General features: G+C 37.7%; 10 protein-coding genes and 1 pseudogene. 1 reads left to right on the plus strand and 10 read right to left on the minus strand.

The genetic code is table 11. The features are described 5' to 3' along the window. Nucleotides 1-4: 4 nt before the first annotated feature. The 8 genes and pseudogenes from kamA to AN957_RS17190 form a co-directional block, all read right to left on the minus strand. Entirely contained in the window at nucleotides 5-1,429 is a 1,425-nt protein-coding gene (kamA, locus tag AN957_RS17160) for a lysine 2,3-aminomutase (protein WP_053476661.1), read from the minus strand. Nucleotides 1,430-1,704: 275 nt separating this feature from the next. Continuing rightward, nucleotides 1,705-5,460 (minus strand): cobaltochelatase subunit CobN, encoded by a 3,756-nt coding sequence (locus tag AN957_RS17165; RefSeq protein ID WP_056685314.1) that lies wholly within the window; start codon nucleotides 5,458-5,460, stop codon nucleotides 1,705-1,707. Between the two features lie 16 nt (nucleotides 5,461-5,476). Continuing rightward, nucleotides 5,477-6,394, minus strand: coding sequence for a vWA domain-containing protein (locus tag AN957_RS29015; RefSeq protein WP_342668516.1), 918 nt, complete (start codon nucleotides 6,392-6,394; stop codon nucleotides 5,477-5,479). A gap of 45 nt (nucleotides 6,395-6,439) precedes the next feature. Next, nucleotides 6,440-7,273 (minus strand): annotated as a pseudogene (locus AN957_RS29020) (magnesium chelatase ATPase subunit I); the annotation flags it as partial. 105 nt (nucleotides 7,274-7,378) lie between these two features. Continuing rightward, nucleotides 7,379-8,335 (minus strand): magnesium chelatase ATPase subunit I, encoded by a 957-nt coding sequence (locus AN957_RS17175; protein ID WP_056685316.1) that lies wholly within the window; start codon nucleotides 8,333-8,335, stop codon nucleotides 7,379-7,381. 32 nt (nucleotides 8,336-8,367) lie between these two features. Then, nucleotides 8,368-9,156: an ABC transporter ATP-binding protein gene (locus AN957_RS17180; RefSeq protein WP_056685317.1), complete on the minus strand. Its 789-nt coding sequence runs from the start codon at nucleotides 9,154-9,156 to the stop codon at nucleotides 8,368-8,370. A gap of 12 nt (nucleotides 9,157-9,168) precedes the next feature. Then, a complete protein-coding gene (locus AN957_RS17185) occupies nucleotides 9,169-10,185 on the minus strand; it encodes an ABC transporter substrate-binding protein (RefSeq protein WP_053476665.1) in 1,017 nt (338 codons plus the stop codon). A gap of 35 nt (nucleotides 10,186-10,220) precedes the next feature. Then, nucleotides 10,221-11,252, minus strand: coding sequence for a FecCD family ABC transporter permease (locus tag AN957_RS17190; protein ID WP_056685318.1), 1,032 nt, complete (start codon nucleotides 11,250-11,252; stop codon nucleotides 10,221-10,223). 196 nt (nucleotides 11,253-11,448) lie between these two features. Here AN957_RS17190 and AN957_RS17195 point away from each other — a divergent pair, with 196 nt between their 5' ends. Then, nucleotides 11,449-12,156 carry a Crp/Fnr family transcriptional regulator gene (locus AN957_RS17195; protein WP_056685320.1) on the plus strand — a complete coding sequence of 236 codons (708 nt, stop codon included), beginning with the start codon at nucleotides 11,449-11,451 and terminating at the stop codon, nucleotides 12,154-12,156. A gap of 58 nt (nucleotides 12,157-12,214) precedes the next feature. Here AN957_RS17195 and AN957_RS17200 read toward each other — a convergent pair whose 3' ends face one another. Together AN957_RS17200 and ablB are read right to left on the minus strand one after the other, a co-directional pair. Next, a complete protein-coding gene (locus AN957_RS17200) occupies nucleotides 12,215-13,615 on the minus strand; it encodes a sigma-54 interaction domain-containing protein (protein WP_075209171.1) in 1,401 nt (466 codons plus the stop codon). A gap of 12 nt (nucleotides 13,616-13,627) precedes the next feature. Further along, on the minus strand, nucleotides 13,628-14,473 hold the full coding sequence (ablB, locus tag AN957_RS17205) for a putative beta-lysine N-acetyltransferase (protein ID WP_053476669.1): 846 nt from the start codon (nucleotides 14,471-14,473) through the stop codon (nucleotides 13,628-13,630). Between the last annotated feature and the right edge of the window lie 28 nt (nucleotides 14,474-14,501).

A 14,501-nucleotide genomic window follows, 5' to 3' on the forward strand; every position in this document is an offset into this window, starting at 1 on the left:
CCCCCTACTCGCTCGTAACAGCTTTTTCTTCTTGATCGTATTTTTTATCTTTTTGCTGCTGTGCAATAAATTTCTTTTCTTTTAGTTCATCACGCTTCTCACGTTTATTTTTTAATGATGCATGTGTTGGGTCATGCTCATATTGCTCTCTTCGATTTAGTCTTACCAAGTCTTCAGGTACAAGATTAAATTTTTCATCATTCATTAAAGCAGCAATTCCAACATTAGACCTCTTCTCATCCATATCAGGGTATACTTCCTTGAAATACCCTTCCGCTCTTCCTGGAATATAGTTTTCTGGTTCTGGATAGGTAGTGATGACCCCTTCAAAGTTCCGCAAAACCACTTTATCAGCACTTTGGGAGATTAAATAATTAGGCTGAAGTGAAATTTTCCCTCCGCCACCAGGAGCATCTACAACAAATGTCGGCACTGCATATCCTGAAGTATGTCCACGGAGTCCTTCAATAATTTCAAGCCCTTTTGACACAGGTGCACGGAAATGGCCAATCCCTTCAGATAGATCACATTGGTAAATATAATATGGACGCACTCTAATTTTTACTAGGTCATGCATAAGTCTTTTCATAATTGGAACGCTGTCATTAATGCCCGCGAGGATGACTGACTGGTTTCCGACAGGTACACCCGCATTTGCCAGCATCTCACATGCCTTTTTCGATTCCTCGGTAATTTCAATCGAGGTGTTGAAATGAGTGTTCAGCCAAATGGGATGATATTTTTTTAATATGCTGCAAAGGTTTTCCGTGATTCTTTGCGGGAAAACAACTGGTGCTCTCGTTCCAATGCGAATAATTTCGACATGATCAATTTCCCTTAGATTTTTTAGGATGTATTCTAATATATTGTCATTAATTAATAGACCGTCTCCGCCAGAAATGAGTACATCTCTAACTTCTGGGGTATTTCTAATATAGTCTATTGCTCCATCGAGCTGCTTCTTCGGAACTCCCATGCCAATCTGGCCAGAAAATCTTCGCCTCGTACAATAACGGCAGTACATAGAGCATTGGTTAGTAACAAGAAATAACACGCGGTCAGGATATCGATGAGTAAGTCCAGGAACAGGCGAATCTTCATCTTCATGAAGCGGATCTTCGAGATCGTATTTAGTCTTATATATTTCTTTAGAAATAGGGACTGACTGCATTCTGATCGGACATCGCGGATCATCTGGGTTCATAAGTGAAGCATAATAAGGAGTAATATTTAATGGAATCGTTTTCGTGGATATGCGTACACCTTCCTCTTCTTCAGGTGTAAGATTAATCACTTTCTTTAAATCATCAACAGTACGAATGGTATTCGTCAGCTGCCATAGCCAATCATTCCATTGTTCTTCTGTCACATCTTTCCATAGTTCAATGTCTTTCCAATAACGGCTAGGCTTGTATAAGAATGATTTCATTCAAATTCCTCCTATAAATTCTCTTTATACCTACCATGCAACTTCCGTGCCAATATTCAGAATAATCACTATAGAATATGCCCCAGCCGTTCTATGTGACAGTTATAAATATTTTCACACCTTATTTATTTATTTGATATTCAAGGAAAAAATAGGAAAGAGTGCCGATTTATCGGCACTCTTTCCTTCTTAAAATGTCATTTATATACTTTTTCAGCTTATATAAGCTGCCAGAAAACTGTCATTCACATGCCGATTATTTAGCACAACTATATTTACACCTTTTCTTCTATTGAACCCTCCAGTTGTAAATAGGCTTCTTTAAGCTGGTGAAACTCATCTTCAGTTGCTTCCCAATAGCCTCGTGTCTGACTTTCAAGCAATCTTTCCATCATACTATGGAGTGCAAAGCGATTATTCTTCATTAGCTCTTCTCTACGTTTCTCATCGGCTATATACGTAGAATTCAACTCACTAAAAATCCAACTATCCACCTTATTTGTTGTTGCAGCTAATCCAATCAGGTTTTCAAACCTTTCGAGGATTTGTTGAGTACCATGCTGTTCATGGGCAAGTAAACCATCAATCCATTTCGGATTTAATACTCTTGTACGTACACCCCGCTCAATGGATTTTTTCACATCTTCAGTTTGGACCAATTCTCCTGTTGTATCAGAAATATAGACTGGTGTCTTCCTTCCTCTTTCAACCTCAACCGCCTTTGAAAAACCGCCAAAATATTCATAGTAATGGTCAAGATCGATCACTTCAAGCTCTAAATTACTTCTAATTTGTGATACTAGATCAACTGCTTGCAGATGAAGCTTTAACAGTTGTGAGCTCGGTTTGCCCCGAGAGCCAATTCCATATACATATTGAATGTCATTTACATAGCCTTTTGCCAAATCCGCTTCCTCTTGCCAATTTCTTTCCCCGACAAGGCTTGTAACCCTTGTACTATACGCACCTTCTGAAGGACCAAATATCCTTGCTGCGGCAAGCTGGTTAGCTTCCTCCACTTCATATCCTTGACTGATTAATTGTTCGAATATCCTCTTTGTATTTGCTTTCAAACAATTATTATTGTCAGATTCATCTAATCTAGCTCTCTTTAAAAATAGGTCGCTTAAGTCCTCTATTACATTTGGGAAAATGTCTCGGAAAAAGCCAGTCATATAAATGACAACATCTATTCTAGGTCTTCCAAGCTCCTTAATTGGAATAATTTCATAGTTTGGTTTAAAGCTTCCCTTTGAGGCTTGCACACGGACACCTAAATAGTGCAAAATTTGCCCAATGGTTTCACCTTGAGTGCGGGAGGTTTCAAATCCCCAAAGAACAATCCCTGTTGAAGCTGGATAGTTGCCAAATTCCTCGTAATATTGAGCGATTGTATTTTCTGCAATGATCTTCCCTCTTTCAGCAGCTGTTTTTTCAGGGATTAGACGTGGATCGAATTGGTATAGATTATGCCCAGATGGAAGAATCTCTGGATTTTTCACGATATCCCCGGCTAATTTTACTGGAAGGTATTTCCCTGACAATGCTTGAAGCAAGCCTTGCTCCTCATATGTTTTCATACTATTCATAAAGGCATGATAACCAAATTTCAGTGATTCATAGCAGTTTTTGCGGGATTCCTCCGATGCAAGTAAACAATTATCAAAATAGCATGTTTCAATAAATTGATTAACAATTTGGTTCTCCACTTCATCTAGCTGTTCCATTTCTTCTTGCAAACAATCCTCTAGTATCTTGCTGTAATCCTTTCCATTATCCTCTGAAATAATTCTTTTGATTGATTTTAACGATCCACGGTCATACCGAAGAACATGCTTCATATAATTTCTTGCCTCTTCATCATTATAGCCTTTGCCAAAGATATGCAGCCCTTTAGGGATGAGCGATCGTTTCATGTGATATAATTCGATTTCAATATCATGAATAGTAGTTGCTGTGAAATGAAGAGCATGAATTTTCTTCATAATTTCCGTATTTAAGCTGGCACATCGATTCAGGTCCAGCTTTTCTGCTTCAGAATAGTTAGCTAGAAGCTCCTCAAGCTCTACATATTCCCCATATAAATCACTAGTCACAAAGGGAGGAGTTTGATAGCTTACTAAGACAGCATGTGTACGCCGTTTAGCAATCATAGCCTCTGATGGGTTTCCAATATAATAGATGTATACATGAGGGACATCCCCAATTAACTCATCAGGAACACAATCACCTGATACGGCAACTTCCTTTCCCTTTAAGAATTCAAGTGTACCGTGCGTTCCAACATGGACCATGGCATCTGCCTGAAAGGCATCCTTTAACCAGCAATAGAAAGCAGCATATTGATGGTGGGGATTTAATGACTTGTCATGATACGTATTTGCTAGTTTGTCATCAGAACTTCTAGCAGGTTGTAATCCTATAAATACATTGCCTAGTATCATGCCAGGTATAAGAAAATCTGATCCGTCTGCCATGATCGTCCCCGGAGTATGTCCCCAGTCATGGGTCAGCTCTTTAAAAATTTTCTTCTCTTCAATATAGCTTTCATATGCAGCTGATTGATATCGCAGGAAACCACTGAAGGTTTTCTCTGTTCCCCATTTCCCTGAATTGACTAGCTTTCCAGCAGTGAATTGATCCATCAGCTGTTCTTTCGTTACTTCTGGTACTGAATATCCTTCTGTTCGCAATAATTTTAGGATATTTATGACAGAAGGAAATGTATCAATATAGGAAGCAGAAAATAGACTGTCCTCACCTGGAGGATAGTTATAGCAAATAATCGCAACCTTTTTGTCCCGATTTTCTTTCTTCTGTAACGCTAAAGTTTTCTCCACCCGATTTAAAAGACTCTGGACTCGCTCTTCTATTAAGACAAGTTCTTGATGATTAAATTCAAAGGTTTGATCATCATTCACATCCTCAAGTGCCCCAACCGGAAATGTTCCAATAGAGCCATCTAATTCAGGCAGCATGACAGATGTTAAATATTCAGATGAATCTATTCCTTGAATGGATTCCTTCCATTTTTCAACTGTTCTTCTTGTGATAAAAAATGGGTGAAAAATCGGCACATCTAACTCCTCTAAAAAAGGGACAACCTCATTCGAATTCCCTCCTATAGGACCAGCACCAATACGAAATGGCACAAAATTCAGCAGTACATTCACCTTAATGCTTTCATTGACTAGCAAATTTCGAAAACGATTAACATCAATACTAGCTACACCAGGTGCTAGAATCGGGATGATATTGGCCATCGGCTTAAGTCTCTCAATAATTTGCTGGACACATTTCACATTGCTGGCACGAAAATGATAGCCTAAAAACAAAACACCTATAACCGGTTTTTCTTGATCAAAAGGAAATTCTTTCTCATATTCAATTAATGAATCATATACCTTTTTTCGTTTATCATCATAAATATAAAGCTCATCTTTAATAAGTGGCTTATACGGCACTGGTAAATAATGTTTATCTCCTTCTCCATACTCTCTAGCAAGAAATATAAGCAGCTGATTTACATATTCCTCATTTGCATACATCCAATATTCTACAATCGTCGCAAGCTGAAGAAAATTGTCCCTCTTTTCTTCAGGCAACTTTGAAGTGTATTCATTTATCTTATCCTCGTTATCTAAGACAAATAAAGATGCGGGCTTTCCATTGCTGACAAGAACCTGGAACACGTCCTCACCAGTTAAATATCCTAATTTAAATTGACTTTTCATCAGTTCATCCTGAATCGAGAAGTATACCTTTTCTGCATCAGGACGTGCATATTGCAGATATTCAGCAATAACCGCTACCCATTCTTCTGGACAGAGTCGTAAATCAACAATAATCAAGTCAGATTTCCTAATTGCCTCTATTAATATACGACTCTTCTCATTATTTTCAACAGAGCCTTTTGCATCGAATAAACTCATTGTTAAAATGCTCGGATAGTTCGTATTAAATTTTCGATAGGCTGTTGCAGAATCTGCTAATATAGCAGTTGCCGATGTGATGAATGTAATATGCGTCATTCTTCCTCCACTTTTTTCAACTAGAGTTAATTGCTTTCACAATACTGTCTGAACGAATATCTTCCATTTTGCAATACGATGCGCCGAATTCCTTTGCTAATTCTTTCGCAAGTCCCAGTTGGATAAATCCTGTTTCTGTATCAATAACCATGCTTTTTATCTTTTGAGACTGAATCTCATCACATATTGTTATTGCTTCCTTCCATTGATTACCAGCTGATTTCATTGAATTAGCACGACCATCAGTGATTAAAACTAGAAACGGTGCATAATCAGGATCTTTATAGTTGATCAACCTTATTTTATTCAAGGCAGTTTCAAGTCCTAATGCTAAAGGGGTATTTCCGCCCGTCGGAATTTCAGCTAATTCTTTAATTGCAAGCTCAATACTTCTAGTCGGTTCAAGCAGAACCTTGCTTTCATCATTTGAAAAGGTAATTAACCCAACTTTGTCTCTTTTTTGATACGCCTCTTGCAGTAAAGATAATATCGCCGATTTAACGATGCTCATCCGTTTTTTTACACCCATCGAACCGCTTGCATCAACTAAAAATAAAATCAAATTTCCTGTCCGCTTTTCCCTCACCTTTTGCCGAAGATCTGAAGAATGAATGACAATAAAATTGCCATTCGATTTCCTTACTTTTTGATATCTTGCTGCTACTCTTATTGTGGCATCAAAAGCGATATCGGATGGCTTCCCTATTGGAAGCTTGCTTTTAATATAGCGGCCGACTTTTTTTGACGTTTTTGTTCGTGTCCTTTTTCCATTGCCTTCTTTTCTTATTGAGCTTTTTTGCACAAAAGGCTCGATAAGAGACAAATCAATTAATTCTTGTGGCGCTTCCACACTTTCCTTTATAATGCTTTCTTGTTCAAATTCCCCATCCTTATTTGTCTGTTCTGCTTGAAACGGTTCCTTTATACTCTCCATCTCTGTCTGATTATTCTCTATATCAGTTTGAACAGACTCATCTTTACTTGATTCTTTTTGCTGCTGATTAATCACATCACGCATACGGTGTGGAAGCACAAATTCGGCTGCCTCCTGTATATGCTTTATAGATAGTGTGTTTTCTTGATTGAGAGCGGCCATTGCCTTAGCGGTTTCAATAAGAAGCAAGTCGGCACGATGCCCTTCACAGCATGCTTGTAAGGTAATTTCAGCTGCAAACCTCTCTATTTCTTCTTGCACGGAGAGTTTCGCGAGTAATCTCTTAGCCAGCTGGATGTGGTTTTGCAGATCAGCAAGCTGCCACTGTTGCTGCTTACAAAAGCCTTCTTTATCACGTTCATATGCCAATCTGCTCTCAATAATTTGCTTTCTTAGCTGAATATCTGTTTCTCCCTTAACATGTACATACAAACCAAACCGATCCAAGAATTTAGATGAAAGCACCCCTTCGTCTGGATTCATCGTTCCAATTAACAAGAAATCAGAATAATAATCAGATGAGATCCCTTCCCTTTCGATCTTAATTTCTTTCGTTTCTTTCACATTCATTAGTATATTTGCCACACCATTAGATAAAAGGTTGACTTCATCTATGTATAAGATTTTCCCATGGGCTCTAGCCAATAACCCGTGCTGGAATTTTCTTTTTCCAGTCTTTAATACATGTTCAAAATTTATTCCTCCGAGAATCTGCTCTTCCGTTGCATTTAGCGGAAGCTCAATTAATGAGGCTGACTCTTCTAGCAACGGCAAGATTCCTCTGACTAAAGTAGATTTAGCAGTTCCTTTATCACCTGCAAGTAATACACCGCCAATTTTTGGGTTTATTAAGGCAAGGAGAATCGCCTTTTTGGCTTTCTCCTGTCCATATTATTAAGGCAAGGAGAATCGCCTTTTTGGCTTTCTCCTGTCCATATATCGCTGTAAAGGGGTACGACCATTTCCCATTCATTTTTGACACCTCTATTGCAGCACTTGATAACTATTAATTACCGATTCAATAATAGCTGTATCAAATGTGCGTTTTTCAAAAGGCTTTCTTTTTAAGCGATGGGGCACAACAAGGGCTGCTGCTCTTGAAATATCCTCAACAATAACCTCTGTTCGATTTTCAAATGCAGCAATGGTGATCGCCGTCTTTATCATCGTTATATCACATCGATGCCCTTCCACTTCATTCATGATTGCGATCTTCACAGCCATTTCAATCAGCTGATCAGGAACAACTACATCTTTAAGTATGTCTCTTGCTGATAAAATCGAATTTCTTAAGTGCTGCTGATCGTAATTAAACCGTTCAATAAATGCATCGGGGTTATCTTCAAATTGTAATCTTCGCTGAATAACCTCCATTCGCTTACTCAGTTCCTTCTCCCCATAAACCTCTATTGATAAAGCAAATCGGTCAAGGAGCTGTGGTCTTAAATCACCCTCTTCTGGATTCATTGTTCCTACCAAAATAAATTTAGCTGGGTAGGAATGTGAAATTCCTTCACGTTCAATCATGTTTACTCCCATAGCCGCGGCATCTAAAAGGACATCAACAATGTGATCCTCAAGAAGATTAACTTCATCGACGTACAAAATCTGGTTATGTGCTTCAGCTAGAATGCCAGGTTCGAATTTCTTTTCACCTGTTTTAATGGCATATTCCACATCGATTGTTCCCACTACCCGATCCTCAGTTGCACTAATTGGCAAATCAATGACTTTTAATGATACAGATGAATACTCTTCTTTCGTTGCCCAGGAAGGAATAATTTCTGCTAGTGCCCTGACCGCGGTAGATTTCGCTGTTCCTTTTTCCCCGCGAATTAACACTCCGCCAAGAAATGGATTAATTACATTTAAGATTAATGCTAGCTTCATATTTTCCTGACCAACAATTTCTGTTAAAGGATACAATTTATGTTGAACCATTTTTATCCTCCTTGTAGTTGCTAAACCACGTACTAGTTTCTAGCTATTAGGCTTTTTGGTGTAAAAAAAGGGGCACCGTCTTCCTCACTTATTTTTGCATCTATTGAAAAAACGGTTCTAAATAGGTTTTGATTAATAACATCCATTGGTTTTCCTGATGTATAAATTTCCCCATTTTTCATGACAACGATGTGATCACTATATTTAGAAGCTTGATTAATATCATGAAGCACCATCATAATCGTCATTTGTAATTCTTTATTTAAATACTTTACTAGCTCCATAATTTCTAGCTGGTGAGCAATATCTAAATAGGTTGTTGGCTCATCGAGCAAAAGAATTTTTGGAGATTGAACGACAGCCATCGCAATCCAGGCACGCTGCCGCTCACCGCCAGAAAGTCTTTTAAGCGATTGATGCTGTAAATGAGTAAGATTTGTAATAGAAATGGCCCAATTAATCATTTCCTCATCTTTTTGTGATAAATTTTCATACCATTTACGATGTGGGAGCCTGCCGTGTGAAACAAGATCCCTAACGGTTAATTCAAGTTCATAATTCTGAGTTTGGGAAAGCATCGTAATCGTTTTCGCCAATTCACGTGAATGAATGATAGAAACTTTTTTTCCATCAATTGAAACAATGCCTTCGTTTGGATGAATCAAATTCGTCATTATTCGCAGCAATGTTGATTTTCCTGACCCATTCGGACCGATAATGCTCGTAATTTTTTCTGATTGAACGTGTAAAGATAAATTATGTATGGAAAAAGTTGATGACTGCTTATAGCTGACATGCTCTGCTGCTAATGAAATTGGCATCAAAATCCTCCTTTACTTTCCCTGCAAAATCTTCTGAAGTTCTTTGTTTAAGTAATCTAATGATTCAATGACACGCGGCCCTGGATTCGATCCAAATAAGTGATTTGGCAATGATACAAAATGTTCATTCTTAACAGCATACACATTTTTCCATGATGGATTTTTTTCCATTTCCTTCATAAAGCTAACCTTTGCCGCTTCAGCAGAGCCTGGTGTAATTAAGAAAATGGCTTCTGGATCCGCTTCAATGATCCGTTCAATATTTAACTGTGCATATTGAGGGAATTTTTCTAATTTCGGATAATCCTTTGCAATGTTATAGCCGCCAATGGCTTCTAGGAAATTGCCTGACAATGAATTTGGCAATGCCACCATCCAGTTGCCTGGAACACCAAATATGATCATTGAGCGAAGCTGTTCGTCATTTAAATCTTTAAATTCCGCTATTTTCGTATTGATTTCAGTCATTAATTTCGTTGCTTCTTCCTCTTTATCCATCACTGTTCCTAGCATTTCAATGGATTGATTAATTTCATCAATGGATTGTGCACCAGTTAATAAGACATTAATTCCAAGTTGCTTTAATGCAGGAATATCCTTTGCATTTAGTTGTTTATGTGCAATAACTAAATCAGGGCTAAGCTCAGCGACCTTTTCAATATTAATGCTGTTTGTCGAACCGATTTCCGACACATCCTTTGCTTCCTCAACTTGGAGTTCTCCTTCAATAGTTGGCCGGCCAACAACCTCTCCTCCCAAGGCATAAATGGTTTCCATATCCCCTGAACTAAATGCAATGATTCGCTTCGGAGCTTCTTCAAATTTCACTTTATTGTCTGCAAGATCTGTAACAGTAATAGGTGTTGATTGTTCTGCTTTCTCCTCTTTTGAAACCTCCTGATTCTCTTCAGAGACGTGTTCCTCATTTGTCTTTTCCTTTGATGATGCTTCGTTCTTTCCGCATCCAGAAACAGTTAGTAATAAAATTATCAATATTGCGAATGAAATAAAACTTTTTCTATTTAACATCTTCTATATCCCTCATCTTTTCTCCATAGTCTCATTTATCTTTTTCCAATAATGCTTCCTTTTTTTAATAAAAATAAAAAGAATGGTCCGCCTACACTAGCTAATAAAATACCTACAGGCAATTCAATGGGATCAAACCAGCTTCGTGCAGCTGTGTCTGCAAAAACAACGAGCATCCCTCCAAATAATGCGGATATTGGCAGTAGGTAACGATAATCATCGCCAATAAGGATTCGGATGATATGCGGTACAACAAGCCCTACAAAGCCGAGCAAGCCAGCAACACTAACAGCTGCACCCGCAAGAAAAGTACTCAGCAGGATTAATAAGAAGCGGCTTTTTTCAACATGATGACCTAATAGCTTGGCTGTATCGTCTCCAAGCCGTAAAATATTTGCTGTTCTTGCTGCAAATAATGAGAGAATTAATCCGATTGAAGCATAGGGGAATATCATCCAAAAATGTGGCCAGCTTCTTTCGCTTAACCCACCCATTAGCCACGGGAGAACAGCTTGAACTTTATCACTGTAAATAATCATAATTGCAGATGTAATCGCTCCCAATAGTGTATTGATTGCAACCCCCGCTAATATAAGCTTTAATGGTGAAACTCCCCCGTCCCAAGCAAGCAAATATACAAATGCTGCTGCAATGAAAGCTCCCAGAAATGCCCCAAAAGGCAATAAGCTTGTATACTGGGGAAAAATAAGCATGGTAATGATAGCAACTAGCCCTGCACCTGAAGAGATTCCGATAATTCCTGGATCTGCAAGGGGATTTCTCATAATTCCTTGCAGCAAGCCTCCAGCAACAGCTAGGCACATACCTACTAGCATCCCCGTTAATATCCTTGGAAGCCGTAAATTCCATACGATTTGGTGTTCTAACGTTTGATTCTTCTCTGTTAATCCAGCCCATATCTCATTAATCGAAAGCTGAACCGATCCTGTTGCCAGTCCGTACAAAATGGAAGCAATGACTAGTAAAAAACAAATAATGTAGAGCATTCTTCTCTTTTGCAGAACATGTTGTCTGTTTGTTTCTACTTGTTCATTTATCTGATTCATAGCATGATCCCTTCATACAATTCCTTAATTTCTTAAAATCTATTAATTTATGTTTTTTTATCATCACCTTTTTAATTGAAAATGATTATCAATATTAGCTAATATGTGTATAATTGTAATTGATAATACTTCTCATTACATGTGATTGCAATCACATACTTTTAATATTTCATCAATTCAAACAGGAGTGATTTTGTTGGCAGCCGCAACAGATATCTTGAATCATTTAAAGACATTTCAAATTTTCAAAGACTTACATAACTATCAGCTCGAAGAAATTTCAATTGATACACAAAGCAAAACGTTCACAAGAAAAACACAATTATTTGCACAATTTGAACCAATAGAACATATTTATTTTTTGTTGGAGGGTCAGGTAAAGCTTTATCGGATGGATCATAGAGGAAATGAACAAATTGTAAATATCGCTTGTGAAGGGGAGATGTTTCCGCATATTGGATTTTTCCGGCCGCAATCTTATCCCGCCTATGCAGAAACGATGAAAACTACAGCTGCTCTAGCCATTTCTTTACAGCCATTTAACCGATTCATTAACAAAAATCCTATTATTTGCGAAAAATTAATCAATATAATGGAGGATAAAATGATTGATTTACAATCGCGATTAGAAGAAAAAATGCTCTATCCACTCTGTGAACAAGTCATATTATTATTAATAAGGCTTCGTGACCAATACGGGCACGAACTTAATAATGAATGGATTTTGATTCAGAATCATTTTTCTAATCGTGAATTAGCAAGCCTAATTGGTTCAACTAGAGAAACGATTAATCGGTATTTAAATGATTTAAGGAAACAAGGTGTAATTAAATTTACAGTTGAAGAAAATATTCTAATACATAAAAAGAAGTTAAGTAGATTGATTGAATTTCATGAGCGATAAGGACAAAAAGGATGAACCCTTTCTTTTTTAATTTCAGAAAAGGCTCACCCTTTTTGTTTTATTCAATTTGCAGTTTCTGAATTTTATATTGTAATGTTTGCCTTGGAATATCGAGGATTTTAGCTGCTTGCTTGATATTTCCGTCCGTTTGCCTCAAGGCATTAGAAATAAGATCCTTTTCTAGCTGCAGCAAATTTGTTCTCAGGGATAAACTTTTTTGATTTGTTTTCCTGGCTGATGACTGAAAATGCTGCTTCAGCATAACCGGAAGATCATTTTCACTCAGAAGCTCTTGTTCACATACATTCATCATATATTCAATCGTATGTTTGAGCTCTCTAACATTCCCAGGCCAGCTGTAAGTATGAAAAAGGGACATTAGTTTCTCACTTGCACCCTTTACACTTTTCTTAAATATCTCGTTAAATAATAGGACAAAATGATTAGTTAAGTAACTTAAATCCTCCTTTCTTTCTCGTAATGGAGGAAGTTTGAAGGTGAGAACATTCAGACGATAGAAAAGATCTGCACGAATTTGCTTTATTTCAAGTGCCTTTTTCGGATGAATATTCATTGCTGCAATAATACGGACATTCACGAAACTACTTTCTGTGCTGCCGATCCTTCTGACATGCCCATCTTCAAGCACCCTAAGCAGCTTGGCCTGCAATTCAATCGGCATCATATGAATCTCATCTAGAAAAAGTGTCCCTCCATCCGCTAATTCAAATAAGCCTGGCCGCTCAACAGCCCCTGTGTAGCTGCCTTTCGATGTACCAAATAATATACTTTCTAATAAGGTCTCTGGTATAGCTGCACAATTTTGTGCAATAAATGGTCCATTCGGCCGTAAAGAGGCATGATGGATTCCTTGAACAAATAGTTCCTTCCCACAGCCGCTTTCCCCAAAAACCATAATCGGAGAATTAGACTTTGCCAGCTTCTTTGCTTCCTTTTTTACTTCTATTAGTTCAGGATTTACTGTTAACAAACTATCAAGTGTATACTGTGTGCCGCTTGGATTTTTCCTTCTCTTCTTTGTTTGTCCATTCATTTTTTTCTGTAAATCCAGTAAACTCTCAGAAAGTTTTTTTATTCTTGAGTAATCTTTGGCAATCTCAACTGCTCCTGCAATTTCTCCTTCTACCCAAATGGGCAGGGTGGTATTTATTGTCTCAATTTGTTCCCCATGAACATTGACATAGCCTTGGGTCTGATTGTAAATCGGTTTACTTGTCCTCATGACCTTTAACAATGTACTTGTTTGTTCAGATAAGGATGGAAATACGGATAATAATGGCCTTCCCAATACTTCTTTTACAGTCATTCCATCATGTTTTGCAGCAATCTCATTATAATAAATAGTTTTCCCATGCAGATCTACAACATGAATTCCTTCATCAATTGCATTTAATATTGCCGAAAGCACCTCACTTGAATTCACTTTCATTTCAGTGATTCCAATCTCCCCCTATCCTTTCGAAAGGTTTTTCACCCATACATTCATATCCTCTAGCTTGTCAAAAATGTAGCAATTATTCATTAATCGACCTCTATAGGAATAACTTAGCTGATGTAGTGCTGCATTCATCCCGAAGGAAAGAGACCTTGCGATTGAATATGCACAATAGATGTCAGCCAACTTTAGCTCTTCTTCTAGCTTTTCTAATAAAATTTTCATTAATCCATGTTTTCTATGTTCAGGTAATGTAGCACAATCGGTTAGTTCTGCATTTTTGTAAAAGGAGTTTACTTCAGCGGAGGCAGCACTCACTATTACTCCATTGGTTTGGAATCCATAATAGATCGTTCCTTCATCAAGCGTTCTTCTAATATATTGCGGATCATTAAGTGGAGTTGGATAGATTTGAAACACTTTTCCATAGAGGGATGCGAGAGCATCGACATCTTCATAACTGCATTTTTTCATTTGGTAATCTGCTGGAGGCATTGTTTGTTTCTGGCCTTCAAGTGCAAGAACCTGTTTGACAATTTGGTCTTCTTGTAGCCACTGATGGTTTGTCCTTCTTTCATTCGTGTAATATTTACAAAAGAAAAATAGATTGGAACCGAGAAAATAGCCCTCAATCACTGCCTCACATTTAAATCCATATTCGACTAACATTACATATTGCTCTTGTCTTCCCTTAATAATTAGTTTTTCTGCTTGAAAAACTTGTATTAATTCTTCAGCTTTTTCAATTGCTTCGACCATGTTTCCCCTTATATCGTCGACACGGAGACGTTTATTAAAAACATCTATATATATTTCTGCCGTGCAGTTTTCTGTCCTTATCCGATGGGTATCAGCAACCATTCATTCTCACTCCCTTTTTCACAAAATA

The organism is Cytobacillus solani (genome assembly GCF_001420595.1).
Taxonomy (GTDB): domain Bacteria; phylum Bacillota; class Bacilli; order Bacillales; family Cytobacillaceae; genus Cytobacillus; species Cytobacillus solani.